The organism is Paenibacillus sp. MMO-58, from assembly GCF_037146255.1.
In the GTDB taxonomy this organism is placed as follows: domain Bacteria; phylum Bacillota; class Bacilli; order Paenibacillales; family Paenibacillaceae; genus Pristimantibacillus.
The window spans coordinates 65443-85443 of the sequence record NZ_JBBCVY010000013.1; the positions used below are offsets into that span (position 1 = coordinate 65443).

At 50.1% G+C, this 20001-nt stretch carries 22 protein-coding genes and 1 pseudogene; 2 read left to right on the forward strand and 21 right to left on the reverse strand.

Going from position 1 to position 20001, the window contains the following annotated elements; genetic code table 11:
- Positions 1 to 125: 125 nt before the first annotated feature.
- The 14 genes and pseudogenes from WFJ73_RS28045 to WFJ73_RS28105 form a co-directional block, all read right to left on the reverse strand.
- Positions 126 to 1649, reverse strand: a complete 1524-nt coding sequence (locus WFJ73_RS28045) for an ABC transporter substrate-binding protein (RefSeq protein ID WP_336776230.1) — start codon at positions 1647 to 1649, stop codon at positions 126 to 128.
- Between the two features lie 89 nt (positions 1650 to 1738).
- Positions 1739 to 2668: a carbohydrate ABC transporter permease gene (locus tag WFJ73_RS28050; protein ID WP_336776231.1), complete on the reverse strand. Its 930-nt coding sequence runs from the start codon at positions 2666 to 2668 to the stop codon at positions 1739 to 1741.
- A gap of 14 nt (positions 2669 to 2682) precedes the next feature.
- Complete coding sequence (locus WFJ73_RS28055; protein WP_336776232.1) at positions 2683 to 3627, reverse strand: ABC transporter permease; 945 nt, start codon at positions 3625 to 3627, stop codon at positions 2683 to 2685.
- Positions 3628 to 3883: 256 nt separating this feature from the next.
- A pseudogene (locus tag WFJ73_RS33490) lies at positions 3884 to 4035 on the reverse strand (hemin ABC transporter ATP-binding protein); the annotation flags it as partial.
- Positions 3986 to 4777 (reverse strand): alpha/beta hydrolase, encoded by a 792-nt coding sequence (locus WFJ73_RS28060; protein ID WP_336776233.1) that lies wholly within the window; start codon positions 4775 to 4777, stop codon positions 3986 to 3988. The pseudogene WFJ73_RS33490 and the gene WFJ73_RS28060, both read right to left, overlap by 50 nt.
- Positions 4778 to 4992: 215 nt before the next feature.
- Positions 4993 to 5322 (reverse strand): heme oxygenase, encoded by a 330-nt coding sequence (locus WFJ73_RS28065; protein ID WP_336776234.1) that lies wholly within the window; start codon positions 5320 to 5322, stop codon positions 4993 to 4995.
- A 32-nt stretch (positions 5323 to 5354) separates the two neighbouring features.
- Positions 5355 to 5804, reverse strand: coding sequence for a hypothetical protein (locus WFJ73_RS28070; RefSeq protein WP_336776235.1), 450 nt, complete (start codon positions 5802 to 5804; stop codon positions 5355 to 5357).
- On the reverse strand, positions 5797 to 6504 hold the full coding sequence (locus WFJ73_RS28075) for an ABC transporter ATP-binding protein (RefSeq protein WP_336776236.1): 708 nt from the start codon (positions 6502 to 6504) through the stop codon (positions 5797 to 5799). The genes WFJ73_RS28070 and WFJ73_RS28075 overlap by 8 nt, the downstream gene beginning before the upstream one ends.
- A complete protein-coding gene (locus WFJ73_RS28080) occupies positions 6504 to 7625 on the reverse strand; it encodes an ABC transporter permease (RefSeq protein ID WP_336776237.1) in 1122 nt (373 codons plus the stop codon). Before WFJ73_RS28080 ends, WFJ73_RS28075 begins: the two co-directional genes overlap by 1 nt.
- 127 nt (positions 7626 to 7752) lie before the next feature.
- A complete protein-coding gene (locus WFJ73_RS28085; protein WP_336776238.1) occupies positions 7753 to 8319 on the reverse strand; it encodes a TetR/AcrR family transcriptional regulator in 567 nt (188 codons plus the stop codon).
- 211 nt (positions 8320 to 8530) lie between these two features.
- Complete coding sequence (locus WFJ73_RS28090) at positions 8531 to 9061, reverse strand: GNAT family N-acetyltransferase (RefSeq protein ID WP_336776239.1); 531 nt, start codon at positions 9059 to 9061, stop codon at positions 8531 to 8533.
- A 73-nt stretch (positions 9062 to 9134) separates the two neighbouring features.
- Entirely contained in the window at positions 9135 to 9614 is a 480-nt protein-coding gene (rlmH, locus tag WFJ73_RS28095) for a 23S rRNA (pseudouridine(1915)-N(3))-methyltransferase RlmH (protein WP_336776240.1), read from the reverse strand.
- Between the two features lie 134 nt (positions 9615 to 9748).
- Positions 9749 to 10450 (reverse strand): ankyrin repeat domain-containing protein, encoded by a 702-nt coding sequence (locus tag WFJ73_RS28100; protein ID WP_336776241.1) that lies wholly within the window; start codon positions 10448 to 10450, stop codon positions 9749 to 9751.
- A gap of 87 nt (positions 10451 to 10537) precedes the next feature.
- Positions 10538 to 10708, reverse strand: coding sequence for a CxxH/CxxC protein (locus WFJ73_RS28105; protein ID WP_015847785.1), 171 nt, complete (start codon positions 10706 to 10708; stop codon positions 10538 to 10540).
- A 158-nt stretch (positions 10709 to 10866) separates the two neighbouring features.
- Here WFJ73_RS28105 and WFJ73_RS28110 point away from each other — a divergent pair, with 158 nt between their 5' ends.
- Positions 10867 to 11196 (forward strand): YnfA family protein, encoded by a 330-nt coding sequence (locus WFJ73_RS28110; RefSeq protein ID WP_336776242.1) that lies wholly within the window; start codon positions 10867 to 10869, stop codon positions 11194 to 11196.
- A gap of 51 nt (positions 11197 to 11247) precedes the next feature.
- On the opposite strand, the gene WFJ73_RS28115 is transcribed toward WFJ73_RS28110, so the two are convergent.
- On the reverse strand, positions 11248 to 12159 hold the full coding sequence (locus WFJ73_RS28115; protein ID WP_336776243.1) for a DUF4097 family beta strand repeat-containing protein: 912 nt from the start codon (positions 12157 to 12159) through the stop codon (positions 11248 to 11250).
- Positions 12160 to 12334: 175 nt separating this feature from the next.
- Positions 12335 to 13693, reverse strand: coding sequence for a S1C family serine protease (locus tag WFJ73_RS28120; protein WP_336776244.1), 1359 nt, complete (start codon positions 13691 to 13693; stop codon positions 12335 to 12337).
- Between the two features lie 154 nt (positions 13694 to 13847).
- Between WFJ73_RS28120 and WFJ73_RS28125 the strand changes: the two genes are divergently transcribed.
- On the forward strand, positions 13848 to 14069 hold the full coding sequence (locus WFJ73_RS28125; protein WP_116394526.1) for a hypothetical protein: 222 nt from the start codon (positions 13848 to 13850) through the stop codon (positions 14067 to 14069).
- On the opposite strand, the gene WFJ73_RS28130 is transcribed toward WFJ73_RS28125, so the two are convergent.
- The 5 genes from WFJ73_RS28130 to yycF form a co-directional block, all read right to left on the reverse strand.
- Positions 14038 to 14844 carry an MBL fold metallo-hydrolase gene (locus WFJ73_RS28130; RefSeq protein ID WP_336776245.1) on the reverse strand — a complete coding sequence of 269 codons (807 nt, stop codon included), beginning with the start codon at positions 14842 to 14844 and terminating at the stop codon, positions 14038 to 14040. The two genes, WFJ73_RS28125 and WFJ73_RS28130, sit on opposite strands and share 32 nt — an antisense overlap.
- 82 nt (positions 14845 to 14926) lie before the next feature.
- On the reverse strand, positions 14927 to 15682 hold the full coding sequence (gene yycI / locus WFJ73_RS28135; RefSeq protein WP_336776246.1) for a two-component system regulatory protein YycI: 756 nt from the start codon (positions 15680 to 15682) through the stop codon (positions 14927 to 14929).
- Positions 15683 to 15713: 31 nt separating this feature from the next.
- Positions 15714 to 17204, reverse strand: coding sequence for a YycH family regulatory protein (locus WFJ73_RS28140; protein WP_336776247.1), 1491 nt, complete (start codon positions 17202 to 17204; stop codon positions 15714 to 15716).
- A complete protein-coding gene (gene walK, locus WFJ73_RS28145) occupies positions 17201 to 19048 on the reverse strand; it encodes a cell wall metabolism sensor histidine kinase WalK (protein ID WP_336776248.1) in 1848 nt (615 codons plus the stop codon). The genes WFJ73_RS28140 and walK overlap by 4 nt, the downstream gene beginning before the upstream one ends.
- Positions 19045 to 19806, reverse strand: a complete 762-nt coding sequence (gene yycF / locus WFJ73_RS28150; protein WP_336776249.1) for a response regulator YycF — start codon at positions 19804 to 19806, stop codon at positions 19045 to 19047. Before yycF ends, walK begins: the two co-directional genes overlap by 4 nt.
- Positions 19807 to 20001 lie beyond the last annotated feature (195 nt).

The following is a 20001-nucleotide window of genomic DNA, read 5'->3' on the forward strand; positions in this document are numbered from 1 at the left end:
TTTGCCCTACCCCACTGCTCAAACATATAACGTTGTTATCGATAAAAGCAATCCTAAATTTCGTGCCAGAAAACCCGAACGGCGATCTCCGTTCGGGTTTTCTGGATGTTGATGAGATAAAAGACTTATTTGAAATACGTATCGACTTGCTCTTGGGCGGCCTTCATAATCGTATCCATGCCAGCAGCCTTTAGTTCAGATACAATCTTCGGCACCATCTTCTCCGGATCGGAAGCGCCTGTCAGCAGCTCATACCGGTATTTGTCCCATACGGCTTTCGTATTGGCCACTTCGGTGCTCAGCTTGCTGATGTCCAGCGCAAACCCCAAGTTCGTGGAGGAAGTCGCTTGATCGTTCAGCTTGCGAACTTGCTCCCACTGATCTACCGGAGCGCCTTTCGTTACGGCCAGATCGAAGAACGTCCCTTGCGTATAAGCGGCAAGCGGCCATGTATCGGACTTGCGCTCAATCACTTTCTCGCCATCCACGTTGTCGTAATCGACGCCCAGCTCGCCGAAGGCCAACATATTGCGCAGCTTCGGATCCGTATTGACCAGCTGCAGATATTTCAAAGCTTCTTTTTTATATTTCGAGTTGGCCGAAATCGCGTTCAGGGAGCCTTGGATCGTACTTGTCGTATAAATCGGTCCAAAGATCTGGAACATGTCGTATTTCTCGACACCCTCCGTAATCTGCCAGCTCGCTTCCGCACCCGGGAATGCCTGCGCCGCGAAGAACGGACGGGCTTTGTCCGCTTCCGTTTTCGTCGGTGCGTCCGGATTGATGATGCCGTCTTGGTACCATTGGTGCAGCTGCTTGAGTCCCTCCATGATGTCCGGCTGCTCCAGCACGGAGACGACCTTGCGGGAAGCATCGTCGACCTTCACGCCAATCGGCGGCAGACCAAGCGTCATATCGTCATAGCCGTTGAAGAATCCGTTAAATCCATCGCCTTGGGTGAGCGACAGCGGATAGAAGCTTTTGCCCTCGCCTGCCTTCATATCGTGGAACGGTTTGTCGAGGTCTTTCAACGTCTTGATGCCAGCCGTGTCGATGCCGTATTTCTGCACGTACTTATCGTCGAACACCCAATATTGGGTTAAAGACGAGTCTTTATACGTCGGCACGGAGTAGATTTTTCCTCCGATCTTCGTTCCATCCCATACCTTCTGAGGAATCAGCTTGTAGAGATCGGGCGATTCGCTTTGCACCAGGTCGGTCAGGTCGGCGAACGCGCCCATCGTCACTTGCTGGCTATACTTGGAGTTATTCGTAAACATGATGTCGAATGGTTCGCCTGTATTCACGATGGTATTGATCTTCGTATCCCAGTCGCCCCAGCTTGCTACCTTAATGTCGATCTTCACGCCGATCTTCTCGGCCGTGTAATCGTTCATCGCGGCAATCGCTTTATCGAAGTTGGCTGGAGTCTGTCCGCCAATCGTCCACCATACCAGCGTAGGCACATCGCCTGAATCAGCGGGCTTGCTCGTTTCCGTCTGCGCGCTTGCCGTCGCGTTGGTGTTCGAAGGCTTACTGGTGCTTGAATCGGAATTGGAATTGGAGTTCGAGTTGCCGCAGCCTGCAAGAGCGGTTGTCAAAAGTGCCACGGCACTTATTGCAAGCCATTTTTTCTTCGTCCTTTTCATGTACATTTCCTCCCTTTGATATAGCCCTCTTCATTCCCACCGTTGCGCGGTGGATATCATAAACCGGACGAATCCGAGTTTATTTCGAGTTAACCTTTCACGGCGCCTACCGTCAGACCGGAAATAAAATATTTCTGGAAGAACGGGTAAGCAACGGCCACGGGAACCACGATGACAATGGCAACGGCCATGCGTGCGGATTCCTTGGGCATGGTTGCGACAAGCTCCGCATAACTGATGCCCATGCTGGAAGCATTTTTCGCCAGGGCGTCCACGTTGGTCATCAAGCTGTTCAAGAGCGCCTGCAGCGAGTACAAGTTCTGGTTATCGATGTACAGCATGGATTGGAACCAATCGTTCCAATAGGCGAAGCAGAGGAACAATCCAATGGTCGCCAGGACCGGCAGCGAGATTGGCAGCACGATCGAGAAGTAAATGCGCAATTGGCTCGAGCCGTCGATCTCGGCGGATTCAATTAGCGCGTCCGGAATCGTGCTTCGGAAGAAAGTCTTGCAAATGATGACGTTGAAGGAGGAGACGGCCAGCGGCAAAATGAGTGCCCACACCGTATCTTTGAGGCCCAGCATATTCGAATTGATATAATAGCTGGACACCAAGCCTCCGTTGAACACCATCGGAATGAATACGATCCAAGTCAAAAGCCCTTTCAGCTTGTAATTCGGCCGGGAAAGGACGTAGCCCATCGACGTTGTAAGCATCACGCCAATCACGGTACCGAGGGCGGTAACAAGCACGGAAATGCCGAGCGCCTTCGTGATCATCGTCCCTTGCTGCGCGATATAGCGATAAGCATCTCCGGAGAAAGCCGTCGGGAAAAGATGATAGCCGCTGCTGCGAATGGAATCCTCGCTGGTCAGCGATATGGACAACACCACAAGGACGGGTATAAGGCAAAGCAGCGCCAATACGATAAAAATCAGATGGAAAACCACGTTCGTGCCGGTTCGGATCCGGTTGAACTTGTCCAGACCCGTGTCGAATTTCGCTCTTGATGACATTCCCGCTTCCCCCTTTACATCATTGCGCTCTCTCGGTCTACGAGTCGAACAACCCAGTTGGCAATCAGAATGGTCACGCAGCCCATCACGGATTGCAAGAATGCAGAAGCCGATGCCATGCCGAGCGTTGCGGACTTGAGCTGCTTATACACAAGAACGTCAATCGTGGTCGCTACATTAAACAACGAGTTGGAATCTCGCGGCACTTGGAAGAACAAGCCGAAGTCGGTGTAGAAGATGCGGCCTACGGCCAAGATGAACATCATCACAATAACCAGCTTCATAAGCGGGAGCGTAAGGTAGCGCGCTTGCTGCCACTTGGATGCTCCGTCAATGACGGCAGCCTCGTAATACGTACTGTCGATCCCGGCAATAGTCGCCAAGTAGACCACCATACCGTAGCCAAGACCTTTCCATACGTTCATGAATACCAGGAAGTACGGCCAATACTTCGGCTCCATATACCAGTTCACCGGATCGTTGCCGAGGACGGACAGGAATTGATTGGCGATCCCTTTATCGAAGCTTAGAAACGCCCATACAATGGCGGAAACCACGACCCAAGAGAGGAAATACGGCAAGAACATCAACGTTTGATAGATTTTCCCGGCCTTGCCGCTATGCAGTTGACCGATCATCAGTGCCAACGTTACGGGTACCGCAATGCTCAGCACGATGAAAATCAGATTGTAGCCCAGCGTATTGCGAATCACGACCCAGGCGTCATTCGACTTGAACAGGAACTCGAAGTTTTTGAAGCCGGTCCAATCGCTATTGATGACGTTGCTCAAAAAACCGCCGTGGATCTTGAAATCTTTAAAGGCAATAATAAGGCCGAACATTGGCAAGAAACAAAACAAGATATACCAGATGGTTGTTGGTAAGGCCAGAAACGTCAGTTCCGTATCCTGTGTGCGCCAGCGTGTCCGCAAGCGTTTTCGCCCGCTCTTCATGTCCATGTTCGCCACTCCTTACGTTTGTTTGCATTCAGCATGTACACGCTTTAGCTCAAGCCCTTGGTAAGCGCATTCATTAAACCGTGCTGATCCATCTATTTGATGTCATTTTATAGAAAACCGCCTGCTTAGTTCCAGACTAAAAACATGAGACCTCAGTCAACAAACGTTAGATTTTATTTAAAATAAAACAAGGACACTCGTTAGAGTGCCCTTGGTAAAACCCGCTGTTATCAGCTTTATTGACCGATCACGTAGAGGCTGCTTTCCGACGCCATTTCTCTTCATTTGCAATTATACTGATCACCTCATGGGGACGCTTGGTATCCAGGCTAGTCGTGGGTCATCCGCCAAGATGACGTTAGGATTGTTCATGAAAGCCCACGCGATAGCGGTACGCTGCTTCTCGCCCTTTGTTTACTGTGGCCACTTCCCAATTAAGCAACAATTGAATCGTTTCGTCCAACTGCTCTTTAGCCGAAATGTTAGCTGCTTTATCGCCTTTTTGAAAACCGTAGCTCCCGAACTGAGAGTGATTTCCTCCCTGAATCGTATGATATTCCGTTGTATTGGGTAGATAGCTCTTTGCTTTAGAATAAGTATCAGGTTTGACTTCTCCGTCATTCGAACCAATGAGTGAGATAACAGGCAAATTCGCTGAAACCAAGCTTCCTTTAGAATCGGGATATGAAGCAAGAAAGAATACACCGGACAACTCTGATGCATGGGCTGCAGCGAAGCGAGAGGCCATAACTCCCCCAAGGGAATGACCACCAATAACGAACGTTTCATCGTTATGCTTCTTAGCTAGGATGGATGCTGCGCGATTACTTCCGAGAAATGCAAGGTTCAGAGGCATTTTAACAATGTATGTCCGATGACCAGCATGAGCGAAGGCATGTGCATATGTCGCGTAACTTTCAGGCTTTACTAATGCCCCAGGATAGTAAATCATACTTGGCTGCACAGGATTTTTCGGTTCAAATAGAATCCATTGATTTTCTTCACTAACGGTAACATCTTTATCGCTTTTCAGTGCTTCCAATGCTGCTTCTGAAGGCTTATAAGGCCGTATATACCAATAAATCAAAACGATTAGTAAGAATAAAACTACGATTAGCCATTTCCACCAATGACGACGAAAAGATTTCAAACTTTATCTCTCCTAACCAAATATTGCGTTGCCCAACATCTTGCGCATAATTCAATCCAATAAGGGTCTATCGACATTCTTCCCTTTATCGGCAAAAACTTTCCAAAAGACCTATCGCCCTAAACGATCAAGAGTAAGTTAAAAAGGCCATCCCTCTCAGGATGGCCTTCCTTACGAAAGCTTAGGTTGATCGATCATCAAACCGTGATTATTTGTTACTGCATTTCTTTCAACGATGCAACCTCATACGTAATCAGTTCGCTTCCGATAATCGGAGATTGCTTGGACGAAGTTTCCGCCCCAGACTCCGGACGTTTATGTGCGGCTCTAAAGCTATCGCTGGCTTTCCACGCCGTGAAATGCTCCATCGACTCCCAATACATATTTACACTTAGCTCATCGTAATCAGATAAGTTCTGGGTTAGTAGAACCTCTACTTTGACAAGCCCCTTCGTCGAATCTAAGGCGTCTGATGCTGTGAAGTTCGGCGCCATTGCAGTGCCCATTCCTTTTACCACTTTAATTCTGTTTGTTATGACAATCATCTTTTTAACATCTCCTTCTGTAATATATGCTTCTAGTTAAACTTAAACGCAGCCATGAATACGACGGAAAGAATAAATAGTAAGCTGACCAGAAGTCCCGATGAAAATTTCGATATACTGGATTCTGCATGCTTGTCATTGCCCTGATTTATCCGTTTTATCACTTTCTTGCCCCAGATGCCGGAAAGGATAATGGATACAAGTATAGTCATAGCACCTGCATCCTGCATGTATTCAAGCCAGAATGGTCTAGCCGAATCTTTCCCCAGTTTAACAATCATGACAATGCCGCTAACCAACACAAGAAACGAGCTTGGATACATGATCCGATTAAAAGTACGGATGGCCTTCTGAGCCAAGCTTTTTATATCGCGATTCGCTATCTGTTGTCTCATGGTCAACAGCATGATGGCAATAGTTAATACGGATCCAAGCCAGATCGAAATTGCTGTCAGATGAAGAAAAAGAAAGAACTCATACATGCGTTGCCTCTAATCTTATCGTCCCCGCTAGCAACAATCTGCCATCTTCCATCCGGTACACTTTATTGCAATATTCGAGCATCCGTTCGTCATGCGTCACCATAATGGCTGCTTTCCGACGCGACTTTACCTCGTTCGCAATCAGACTAACCACCTCATGGGCACGCTTGGTATCCAGACTAGCCGTAGGTTCATCCGCCAAGATGACGTTGGGATTGTTTATTAGAGCTCGCGCAATAGCCGTACGCTGCTTCTCGCCGCCTGACAGTTCCTCCGGGAAGCTCTTGAGCTTCGAGCCCAAACCCAATTCTTTAAGCAACTGAACGGCTGTTGCCCGATCCTCCGCTCTAACCCTTCCCGACATCTTCTTGACTAAGAGCAATTGGTCAAGCACGTTCAAATAGGGAACCAGATTGGACGACTGCATAATAAAACCGATTTCCCTTAATCTCACGTTTGAAAGTTGTTTATCCGAAAGCTTGGACAGAAGATGCCCATTCAAGCTTACTTCCCCCTCTGAGGCTTTCAGAAGTGCACCTGCGATTGATAGAAACGTGCTTTTGCCCGACCCGGAAGGTCCTACGACAGCAACAAGCTCCCCTGGCTCCACCGAAATAGATACTCCTTCAAGCGCGGATATCCGGTTGCTTCCCTCGGCATAATACTTCGTAACGTTGCTAATTTGCAGTCCTTCTTTCATTATTCTGCCCTCCCAAGCGCCTTAAGCGGATCAATTTGGGTTATTTTTCGCACCGAGACCAGTGAACTGAGCATTGCTATGACGAGAAGAATGACAGAGTACTCGATAACGAGGTTCGTCTCTAACTTGAAAGGCATTCCCTTCGGCATTATTGCAGCTGTTGCATATGTGAGCACAACCCCGATAACGATACTCGCCAACGTTAGAATAACAACCTGCGAGACAATGGCTTTGCTGAGAAAACCGTTTCTTGCGCCGATGGCTTTCATAATCCCGAATTGATTGGTCTTCTGCATGGTAATGACATAGAAGAAGACGCCAAGCACAAATGCGGATATGGCCAGCAAAAAGCCCAGCATCATCATAATGGAGCCGTTCTCTTCCTTATACCCCGGCATGCCGTGAATCGCCGCACCGCGCGTCACGGTATCGATATCGGAAAGCTTGCTGTTGATAATAGAAGGATCTATATCCTTGCCCTGCAGCATGATTGCGTTAACCGGGCCCGCTATCCCTTTATCCGACCCCGGCGCGGCGAACGTAATCTTCCGCCATTCGGGCATGGGAACAAACACGGCTGAGAGATGGTTATAGGTCTGGTTCTCAACAAATCCGATAATCGTCAATGCCTGCGTGGATCCATCTAGTTGAAAGGTATCCCCGAGCTTAAAACCTTCATCCTTCATCGTTTTGTTCACGATAACTCCTGTTGGATTCGCCTCAGACAGCCCTTCGCCTTCGATTACAGCCGGCTCTAGGAAGCTCCCGGGGAGAATTCCCAATATCGCGATATCGACTTTGTCTTCGTTCTTTTTGCTATTGTCTTTCAAAGCGGTAGCCATCGTGCTTCCCATTGGGGATGCGGCCGTTACATTAGGCAGCTTCTCCGCTTGCGCCGCCAATTCGTCAGATAACAGCGATTTGCCCATGCTTGACTGCGATCCTTGTTCAAAAACGACATAGTCTGCCTTCATGTTCTGAAATGCTGATGCCGCAAGCGTCGATAGCCCATTACCAAGTCCCGATAGGATGAACACTAACCAAGCAACCAAAACAAAGATAATGACGATCATCGAAAATTTCATCTTGCTATGCATTAATTCCTTTATAGCTAAAAACATGCTTTCCCGCTCCTCGCCTTTAATTTATGACACATGTGTCAATTTTGATGTAAGCCTTGCGTTGCTGCTGCCTTCATCTATTAAACATTATAAGCGACACATGTGTCAAATTAAATATAGGAGCATGCTACCTCTGTGCTCCTCCTATCCACATTTGAAACAATAGCTTGCTCCATTGGGGAGTAGGTACGTTTATCATATTAGGGGTGTTAATGAGGTTGAAAAATCCACCGATCAGTACAGGGAGTGGAATGTCTTCTCTGAGATTTTGCTCTTGCTGCGCTCTTTGGAAAATACGCATTAGCTGAACTTTTAGCGTTTCATGCGCCTTTTCGACAACATCTAGATCATGACTTGCCGCAATAGAATTTGATGTATTGATCTTGTGAGCATCGCCTAACAATTGATGAAGCTTGGACTCTTCTACATAAATGTCGAGCAGCTCCTGAAGAGCTGCCATGGAGTTCGTCTCATCGATAGCTGACGCCTTCTCGATGATGCTCATAATGACGCGCTTCATACAGGCTGCCACAATTTCTTCCTTGTTGGCATAATACTGATAAATGGTGCTCCTGGCACCGGGCAAATGCTGCGAAAGCAATTTAAGATGAAACCCGTCATACCCATGCTCAAGCACCAGCTTTTTTGTAAGATCCAGTAGTTCCGACTCCGTATAGGATTGCTTTCTGCCCACGGTTGATCTCCTTTCCGCATTTTCAAGGCAAAAATTCAATTAATTGCATTTTAATAGCCATAATAATTTTTCCCTACTTATGATATGGCTCCCCGTATCACTGTAACGGCGAAATCTAAGTATTTCGTTCAAATGTGATCAAAAACAAATTAATGGCTTATTTAAAGCAATCAATTTCACTTTGGTATCCGTTTGGGTTCCGGAGTAAACACTACATTTTCTTATAATCTTTTTTAATAATTGCCATGATAATTTCATCAGAATAAGTTCCGTCATAATATAAAGATTCACGTAAAACGCCTTCTTTTATAAAACCTACTTTTTCATATGCTCTTATTCCCCGAAGATTATGACTAAATACTTCTAATTCTAATCGATTTAATTTTAGTTCTTCAAAAACAAATCGTAATACAATTTTTATAGCTTCAGTTCCATAACCTTTTCCTGTTAATTTAATTGAATTCATTGTGATTCTAAATCCTGCTTTTTTATTTTCTTCATCAATATCAGAAATAGATAATTCACCAATCATTTGGTCACCATCTTTTAAACAAATAGCAAAATCGTAGCGAGAAGGGTCATTATTAATATTATTTATATGAGTTTGAATTTGTTCTAAAGTAAAGTTAGGTTTTGTACCTGTCATATAACGTATTTCTTCATCCATTGTATTAGCTAACATGATCGGTGCATCTAATTCTTCAAGTTTTCGCAAATAAATTCTTTCGCTTTCTAAATTCACATGAAAGCCTCCTCGGGTAGCAGCTATTTCAAGTTCCAATCCTCGCAAGAATTCACAGATAAAATATTCGCCGTCACTTATGGTACGGTTCCCCGCGGTTAATCTTCACCGCGCGGTAGATCTGCTCGATCAGCACCAGCCGCATCAGCTGGTGCGGCAGCGTCATGCGCCCGAAGCTGAGCTTCTGCTGGGCGCGCTGCAGCACCGCGGGAGCGAGCCCCGTGCTCCCGCCAATGACAAAAGCCACGTGGCTCCGCCCATACGTGGCCAGCTTATCGAGCTGGTCCGCGAGATCCTCGCTGGACCAGAGCTCGCCGCCAATCGCGAGCGCGACAACATGGGCGTCCGGCTTCAGCTGCGCCAGAAGCCGTTCCCCCTCCCGCTCGCGTACTTGCGCTTCCTCCGCCGGACTCATCGTCTCCGGCGCCTTCTCGTCGGGCACTTCCGTGAGCGTCAGCCTCACGTACGGCCCGAGCCGCTTGGCATATTCCGCGATGCCCTGCACCAAATATTTTTCCTTAAGCTTGCCAACCGAAGCAATCTGTATATGCATGAATGTTCATCCCTTATGTATATTGGTATACCTATTCCCTCTAGCATACCGTAAAAAAATGCTCAAATTCCCACGCTGCGATTCCAATGGTCTCCATTCAAGCCGCACTTACGTTCCACGTGGAACTCTTTGCACTACTTCGCTCCGGCATTAACCAGCAGCTGCTCGATTTCTTTAAACCCTCTCTTGCGGGCATGCTGCAGCGGCGTAACGTCGTCGTTATCGGATAGATTGACATCCGCCCCATGCTCGATCAGCAGCTTTACCGTTTCTACCTGCCGCTCATTACCGTTATTTAGAATAATAGCTTCGAGCAATGCCGTCCAACCCAGATTATTGACATGATTCACATTCGTATCCGTTCGCTCAAGCAACTCCCGAACAACCTCAACATAACCATGCTCCGAGGCCGGGATAATGGCAATGCCTCCGTAACGGTTCGTTATCTTCGTATCCGCTCCGGCATCAATCGTAAGCCGCAGAATGTCCAAATACCCTTCTGCCCCGGCATACAAGAATGGCGAGTTCAGCATGCCGTCCCGTAAATTCACATCCGCTCCCGCTTCAGTCAGCACCTCTGCCACCGCAAAATCCTTATTGTAGGTTGCAATCATGAGAGGAGTACGTCCCTTGGCATCCTGAACGTCCAGGTTTGCGCCGTTTTGAATCAGTTGGCGGACTTTATCCGCATGTCCATCCTTCGAGGCTTGAAGCAGCTGTTCATCCATCGTTCCCATTACGCTTACACTCTCCTCTTCTTGAATATGACGGCCGCCTCCGCCTCCGCTATCGCATCCTTGAAGCAACAGGAGGCATGCAAGCATCCATTTCTTCATAGGGCATCCCCCTGTACAGGCCAACCCTGCCTTATGAAAAAAGCGCCCCGCACCCATGCGGCAAGCGCCTCAAAGTCATTCCTCTTTCTACACCACCAAAAACTCGGCCGCTGCTTCCCCGCAAAGATCGCAGCTGCGGGGCGGATCCCAATCCGCAAATTCCGTTTCCTTCAAATCGACGATATCCGGCGCATCCTCGTACTCGTCCACAAATTTATCAATCGCCAGCTCTACATGCTGCTTGCACACACAATACATTCGAATTTCGCTTCCTCTTCAAAGTTGTTTATTATACAGCTAGCATAGCAAACATGCCTGCCGATGTGAAGTAATCCGGCCGATTCTCCCTTTCATTTCCTTCCGCCCACCATCCCGCTATAATGATTACAAGTCAATTTGAAGAAGGAGTCTATCCCGTGTTTATTGCTATTGTTCTGTTCGTGATTGCCGGACTGGCCGAGATTGGCGGCGGTTATTTGCTCTGGTTATGGCTGCGGGAAGCAAAGCCGCTCTGGTACGGCATCGTAGGCGGCATCATCCTGATTGCTTACGGCGTCATACCCACCCTACAAAATTTCCCCTCTTTTGGCCGCGTCTATGCTGCTTATGGAGGAGTCTTTATCATTCTGGCCGTTCTCTGGGGATGGCTCATCGATAAAAAGGCACCCGATCTCTACGACTGGATTGGAGCCGCTGTCTGCATCATCGGCGTTGCCATTATGCTCTATGCTCCGCGTGGCAGCTAACCGCAAAATACAAAGCCGCACGGGCATTCACGCAACCGTGCGGCTTTGTATTTATGGTTGGCTGATTCGAATACTGCCGCTGTCCGTACGAACCTTGATGACTTCTCCCGAAGTCCCTTGCTGATCCGGTTTATGAATGGAACCGGAATCCGAATCCAGATCAAACATGCCGCCGTACGAGGAAGGAATTTCGATTCTCACGCTGCCGGAGTCGCTCTTCACGTCCGCGCCGGTTGTATCGTCTTTCACCATGCGGATACTGCCGGAATCGGAACGTACGACAGCCTTGCCGTTCAGATGATCAATCGTAATGCTGCCGGAATCGGACGAAGCTTTTAGCTCTGCAGCAACCGTTCCCGCATGAATGCTTCCCGAATCCGACTTGATCGTTAAGCTGCTGCCTTTGAAGCTTTCCAGCTTAATACTGCCGGAATCGGCCTTCAGCGACAGCGTGCCGCCCTCGAAGCTGCCAAGCCGGATGCTTCCCGAATCCGTCTCCACCTGGCTGTCAGCCGCTTTTGCGCCATCAACCCTCACCGAACCGGAATCGCTTTTTACCTTTAAAGATTCAAGAGACGACATGGCTTCTTCGGTCAGCGACACGGTTACGACCTGCTTTTCGTTCCAGCCCGAGAAGTCAAAGAAGTTAAAATGCCATTTTTCTTTCATCCGAAGATCAAGCTTTCCGTTCTCGACTCTTGCGTTCTTAATCTGGTCGATAACCTCCGGCTTTGCTTTGCCTTCCACATGAATCGAGTTGCTTCCGTCCGTGCTTGGAACAAAATCGACTTCAAGTCCAAGGCTGTCGGATGTAAGGCTAAGCTCCTGCATTTTATCTTCCAGCTGTAAGGTATGGGCATATTCTTTGCTCTTCACTCCGCCGAATTGATATTGCAACAACGCCATTATTCCGATCGCCACAAGGACCACTCCTATCGTATTTCTAACCCATCGTCTATTCATGGTTGATTTCTCTCCCTCTCTGCTCTTGCTTCTTGATTATAGTTTACGCCAGCGGAGATTTGCCAGAAACCTTCCAGAGGATGGCTCACGGGTTAGACTTTAGTCGAGGTATCGCACACAAACGCACAAAAAAAGCCGCGCCGACAGTTTCCCGTCAGCACAGCTTCCTTACGCTTTATTCATCCTTCGTCTTCTCCGCCAGCTTGAACGATGCCGTCTTCAGCTTGCCGTCACGGTAAAAGGTCACTTTAATCTCATCGCCAATATGCTTCTTTTGGTATAAATATTGCCGAAGCTCCAAGGTGCTGCTTATACTCTTATCATCCAGCTTCACGATCACGTCATTCAGCTTCATGCCTGCGTCCTTCGCGGGACCTACGGCCTCCAGCACGATAACTCCATTAAATACTTCATCGGGAAGATTCAGCTCAGGCAGCTCGGATTCCTCGCTTCCCGAGGCTGCTCCGGCACCCTGATCGGTCTTGTCGTCGCTGCCAGCCGCCTGCTCCTCCTGCTGCTTCTGCGCGAAATACTGCTCCAGGTCCACCGTATAGACACCAAGATAAGGGCGAGATACATAACCCTTCTCCATCAGGCTGTCGATAATCGGCATAGCGTTATCGATCGGAATCGCAAAGCCTAATCCCTCAACGCCTACCTCGGCAATCTTCATGCTGTTAATGCCAACAACCTTGCCGTCCATATCAATCAGTGGACCGCCGCTGTTGCCTTCGTTAATCGAGACGTTTACCTGAATGACTTCCTGCTGCCAGTCATACACGCCATCCTCGTTCAAGGATACCGGGACGACCCGGTGCGTCTTGCTCACAATCCCCATCGACAGCGAATCGCCAAGTCCAAGCGGATTTCCAATGGCAAGAACGAATTCGGCTGGCTGCAGCTTTGACGATTTGCCGATCTCCGCTACCGTCTTAATGTCCTGGCCGTCCATCTCCAGCACCGCCAGATCCGTAATCTGGTCGCTGCCAACGATCTTTGCTTCACGCTTCTCGCCGTTCACGAGCATAACCTTCACCGACTCGGCGCCTGCAATGACATGATGATTCGTAATAATGTAGGCCTTGCCGTCCTTCAGCTTGAAGATAACGCCGGAGCCAACGCCTACCTCCTGCTTCGAACCCTGAATCTGTCCTTCTTCTCCGCTGCCTGCTTGTCCCTGGGTGCCGTCACCGGGAATAAGCCCATAAGGAACCGTCTGCTCATTAATAACGCTGACCACCGCCGGTCGAACTTTGGCCGAAGCCTGAATGGTTCTTTGCTCCAGCGAGGTGCTTCCGGATGCCGATACGCTTGCCGCATGCGAGCCCGGACCGATGCCCCCGCCGCCAAAGACAAGCACAAACAACAATACCGCTGCCACCGCGCTGGTGAAAGAAGCAACAAATGCGATTCGGACATTCGACCAGTTACGCATTCCCTTTTTATTGGAGAAGGCAAATTCATCCTTCGAAGAAGTGGAACGAGCACGTCTTGATACTTTGGTCGAATAGAAATCGTCATCAAATATTCCCATCGTTACCGCTCCTTTCGATGCTTATGCTTGCCTTTGAAAATCGAACGTAAACTATTTTTACAATCTAAGAATGTTTTCGGAAGATTAGACTACAATAATAATAGATTCACTTGCGCACTCCTCCATCATAACGAAAAAGGAGCGAACCGTATCTATGAAAACAAAACCATTCTCCCCATGGGAGCAAGTAGAGATTGCAGCTAAATTGGCCGATCTGAAGGATGACCATTACCGCACCGTCCTTACCCTCAGCGCTATGCTTGAGCTGCTTGTGGACAAGGGTCTGATCACCCGCGAAGAGCTGACCGCTAAAGCGGACAGTCTGGATAACCAGCTTGAGTCTTTTATTTCCGCCTCACTTCATCCCATGCCGTAGGCCGGTCATGATAAGTCGGACGCAGCGGATTCTCGTTCTGCTTGAAGAAGATTCCGTTATCCTCCATAACGTTCCGAACGGTCAGCATAGCCAGATCCATCAGGTTATGGTCCAGACTGAGATGGGCCAGATACACCCGCTTCGTCCGGTCCGTCAGCAGCTCGCATAATGCCTCTCCGGCGGCAACATTCGATAAGTGCCCGACATCGCTAAGGATGCGGCGTTTAATGTTCCACGGATAACGGCCCATGCGAAGCATCTCCGTATCGTGATTGGATTCAAGCACCAACACGTCCGAATCGATAATTGCCTGTTTCACTTTGTCGCTCATATAACCAAGGTCGGTCGCAAGGCTCAGCTTTTCCCCGTTATCGACAAACGTATAGCCGACCGGCTCCGCCGCGTCATGCGAGATCGGGTAGGAGCAGACCTCCATCGTGCCGAACCTCAGCGATTCGCCCGTCTCCATAATGACCCGCTTCTCCGGATCTATAGTGCCAACGTGACGCTCCATCCCGCCCCAGGTTCCTTCATTCGCAAAGATCGGCAGTTCGTATTTGCGGGCGAATGCGCCCAGTCCTTTAATATGGTCGGAATGCTCATGCGTAACGAACAACGCGGACAGCTGATGGCCGGAAACGCCTTGCTCGCGCATAAGCTCCTCTATTTTTTTCATGCTGAGGCCGGCATCCACCAGCACCATTTTATCCCCGTTGCTTACTATCGTCGCATTGCCCGTAGATCCGCTTCCCAGTACTGTAAACGTAAGTCCCATCGCTTTACTTCTATCCTTTCCCCTGCTCCCATGAACACTAAAACCAATTCTATCCGTCCGCCGCAACGCATCGCTTCCCAAACTACCTGACGCGGTCCAGCGGTACCTCTTCCTTCACCTGCGCAACTTCCCCGTTAATCGCATGAATGTAATACTCGTTTCCATCCTCCAGCAGCACCCGGTAATAAGGCGCCGCTACCTGCGTCTCCGTATCAAACATCTGGCCATGATAGCCAAGCTGGATGTCGGTAATGACCGCTCCGTCCGGCAGGTTCCGTTCTATAAACGGCGCCATGGCTTTCGAAGCCGGCAATACGGTCTGTTCCTTGGCTTCGCCCGGGCCCGTTAGATCTACCCGTACCTGGCGGAAGCCGGTTATTTTCTGATTGCTGTAATAGAGCTCCAACTTTACGTCAAACATGGGGCGGTTATCCGCCATTCGGTACAGCACGTAGACGCCGTCTCTTGTCATCGCCGGATCGAACTTATACTTGTCCAAGTCGACAATCTGGCTGCCCAGCGTCTTGACGAGGTCCTTCTCGGAGAAAATAATCCGGCTGTCGACCGGCGTCGCAAGCTTTGTCTCCGGCAGCCCCTCAAGGTTGCCGCTGCGCAGCATATACGTTAAATCCCGCAGCTTCGGGGTTTCGACCGGCAGATTGGCGGTCAGCTCAATCCCCTTCTGCTTCATGAAGGCGTAGGTCTCGCTCGGAAGCTCTGCTGTATTCTTGTTGGCGTTCAGCTGCTCGCCGATGTTCGACCATACCTGATAGCCGAGCAAAACATTAAGCAGCAGAAACGAAATAATAAGCACGCTTTTGGCCCTGCCCCAATCCACCTGATCTTTCGCCTCCGTTCGTTACGGCTTATCACTTGCTTTCTTTATCCGGCGCGATTGAATTTTGCAGCGGATCGGAGCCCCCGAACAGATCATTGCCGTCCTTGGATGCGGTCTCCTGTCCCGAGGCTTCCTTTCCGCCTTTATCCGTGCCGGTTCCTTCGCCCGAATCATGGGCGGAGCTCGAACTATCCTTGATCTCCTGCGGAACAAAGCCCGTCGGATACGCCTCGGTGAGTGCCTCCTGCGTACCGTCTTCGAGCTGAACCGCCCATATCGGAATAAACTTTAATTCATTATTTTCAAGCGGTTCCGCTTTAAGAGCCGGGAACAGCCGGACAACCTCCGAACGGCGGTCATAATGATCCAGCGCGCTGCGCAGCTGGGCGCCGCCCGGCAGCCATCTGGCTTCCCTCGTCTTCGACCGGCTGGCAAGCGTAATGAGAGATCGGCTGTACTCCGTTACGATTCCCTGCTGCAGCGTAAGCCGCATGCTTCCGTATTCGAAATCTTTGCTCTCAATCACCGGATAGTTATCGACATATTGCTGGAACTCCGCGTATTTACCCGTTTTGCCTTCAAGATTTATTCCCGGATTAACGAAACGGTGTACGCCGTCCCATCCTCCGTGATCGTTAATAAATTCAATTGAAGCAAAAACGTTCTCGCTTAGCGGGTTCTCCTCGCTCTGCGAGGCGGCAGGGTTCGTATAAATCATCCACTTGCCCTTCTGCTCGATCTGAAGCCCTCTCTTGCCGTCCGTGAAAATCTGCGAGCCGCTTCGGTCGTAGAGTGCCTTCGTCGTGGCCGTGTCGAAGAACAGGTTCTGCTGCATGAGCTCCGAAGAGTAAGTCTCGTAAGGATAGACCATCTCTACCGATTGAATCGGCTGCTTCGGTAGATAGATGCCATCGGTGGTCATCTGATACTTCGGCTGATATTCGCCGAAGCCGACGTAATCCTGAACGTCGCGGACGGTAAGGTCAGCCTGGGTAGACTCGTACACCTTTTGCCCATCGGCGCTGAAGAAGAATGTCCGGACTTCCTCGGAGTCGGTCGCCTTAAAGATCCAGATCCGGTCGATTGTCTCGCCCAAGAACAGCAAATCCCCCTGCACCTTAAGCAGCTTCTTCAAAAGCTCTACCGGGATGCCGTTCTGGAAGCGCAGCTCAACGCCGATATCGTTCTTCCTTACTTCATCCCAATTAAGCACGTTGGCCGGATTGCGCTGGAAACCCTTGAACTCGCGGCCCTGAATCCGGTCCTTCAGAATCATATTGTAGAACGTAGTCCCCGGGTACAGCACGGTATGCTCATTGCCGCCGAAGTGGAGGACGATCTCCTCCGGAAAGATGACGCTTTCCACATTCGCTTTCTTGCCAAGGGGATCGGCATTAAATAAATCCTGCCCCGTCTTCACCGTTGCGCCAAGACCCGGCATACTGTACGCGAGGAAGTACGATTGAATCAAGCTGAGCGCGACAAGCATAACGAGCAGGAGCGTCTTCGCTTTCTCCATCATGCCGTCTCACCTTCCTCTTGCAGCGCCGGCAGCGTAAACGTGACCGTCGTGCCGTCGTTCAGCTCAGACTTCAGTGAGATTGTGCCGCCATGCGCTTTAACGATTTCCCGGGCAATCGATAAACCAAGTCCCGTGCCGCCCATGTTGCGCGAGCGAGCCTTGTCGACCCGGTAAAAACGGTCGAAAATACGGGATAAGTCCTTCTTCGGAATACCGATACCCGTATCCTTTACGCTAATCGCAATCGTAGCGGCATCCTGCTTATGGGCGCTTAACTCGATTGCTCCGCCCTCAAGCGTGTATTTGATGGCGTTCGATATTAAATTATCGAGAACCTGGTCAATCTGGTCGCGGTCAAGCCATGCCGACTTGAGATCGCGGTCCACGATAATCGTTGCCAGGATCGACTTCTGGCGAAGCTGGAAGGAGAAGCGATCGGTCACTTCGTCCAGCATTTCATGGATGTTAGTCTTCCGCCGCCGCAGCGGCGCCTGATTGGAGTCAAGACGCGACAAATGCAGAAGGTCCGTAACCAGGCGAATCATCCGCTCCGTCTCGTTACGGATAACGCCAACGAACCGTTCGGACAGCTCGCGTTCATCCAGCGCCCCGTCATTCAGCGCTTCCGCATAGCTCTTGATCGTGGTGAGCGGCGTGCGCAGCTCATGCGAGACGTTCGCGACGAATTGGCGGCGCGACTGCTCGAGCTTTTCCTGCTCCGTCACATCCTGCAGTACGGCAATCGTACCCGTAATCCCTTTGTCGCGGCGGTGAATCGGCGTAAAGGTGACGCGTAGAACCCCCTCTTCGTCATCCATTTCGGCTTCTTCTTCGCCGCGCGGCAATATGACCGTCTGTTCCCGGCCGTTCTGCAGCTCGCGGTATTTCTGTACCGGCATGCCAAGCAGCTCAGGCAGACTGCAGCCCTCGCAGGTGCGCACGTCAAGCATCTCCTGCGAGCGGCGGTTCCAGACAATCACTTTGCCGTTCTCGTCCGCCGCGATTACGCCGTCACTCATATTCGACAGAATGGAGGCGAGCTTCTCGTTCTCCTCTTCGTTAACCGAGAGTGCCTCCTTCAGCCGGATGGTCATATCGTTAAAGGCCAAGCTTAGCCGCCCTATCTCATCGTCCCCAAGCACCGGCACCTGCAGATCAAACTTTCCGTCCGCCACGGCTGCCGCCTGACGCGTCAGTCCCTGAATCGGGCTCGTAATCGTATGGGCAAGCAGGATGCCTAGAATTCCGGTTAGACCAAGCGCGATAAGCGTGCCAGAGAAAAAGATCTGGTTAACCCGGTTCACCGTATCGTACAAGCTGTCCATGGACGCCAGCATATAGACCGCGCCAACAACCTTATCGTTATCGTTATACGTGACTGGTAGGGCAATAATTTTTTTTCGGATGCCGTTCTCGTCGATAATCTCTTCTTCGTTATCGGAGATGCCGGTTAACGCGCGGCTTACCGCTAGAGACGTATTTTTCTTCCCGATGTACGATTCCGGCACCTGCAGGGAGGTCGCAACAACCCGCCCGCTGCCGTCGAGCACTTGCACCTCTGTCCCGCTTATGCTGAACAAATTGCGGACCACAAGGCTTAAATCCTCCGTGCTGCTCGTATCTGTCTCGCTATCGCTGTTCGGCTTTTCGGAAAGCTCCTTTGCCGCCAGCTTCGAGAGAATATCCGCCTGCTCCTTCAGATTCGTCGTGAAGTTGTCGGTCAACGACGCCTTCACCGTACTGATGAAGTACACGCCAATGAGCTGCATCGCAACTAGAATGAGCAGGAGATAAATAATGACAAGCTTAACCTGAATGGTGCGAAAAAACCTCCGCCCGCTCATGCGTAGCCGAGCCCTCCCGACTTCGGATTGCGCATCATATAACCAAGGCCGCGGCGGGTCATAATATATTCCGGACGGCTTGGATCATCTTCAATCTTCTCGCGAAGACGGCGGATCGTGACATCCACGGTACGCACATCGCCGAAATACTCAAAGCCCCAGACCGCCTGCAGCAAATGCTCGCGCGTCATTACTTTGCCGCTGTTGCGCGCCATGTAATAGACAAGCTCATATTCGCGGTGGGTCAAGTCAAGCGGCTCGCCGTCTTTATAGACGACATACATATCGGTATCAATGAACAAGTTGAACAGTTTAAGACCCTGCTTCTCGTCCGCGGCACCTTGACCGTTGTCGCCGGCGTTGTCAGGCGAAGAAGCCGCTGCTTCCGAGGTTTTCTGCTGACGGCGCAAATGGGCTTTGACCCTGGCCAGCAGCTCTCGCGTGCTGAACGGCTTCGTTACGTAATCATCGGCGCCAAGCTCAAGGCCCAGCACCTTATCTATTTCGGTATCCTTTGCTGTCAGCATGATAATTGGCATATGCAGACGCGTGCGCACTTCGCGGCAGACGTCCATGCCATCCTTCACCGGCAGCATCAAATCAAGTAAAATCAGGTCCGGCTGCTCTTCGAATGCGAGGCGAACCGCCTCGCCGCCGTCAAACGCGCAAATGACCTGATGCCCTTCTTTCTCCAAGTTGAACTTCAATATATCTGCAATGGGCTGTTCGTCGTCGACCACTAAAATTTTCCCGTGCATCGTTACACCCGCCTGTCGCTCGTCCTATTTTTACTCTTCTATTTTAACATAGTGCGTCGTCAAGTTCCCAATTAAAGTTCGTTCAGCCCTTTTCCAATAAAACTCATAATTAGTGTTGCGAGACGTGTTTCGTTCTTATAATTTCGGGGTAAATAATGTAAAAATAAAGAAGACTGCCCTCATGAGGACAGCCTT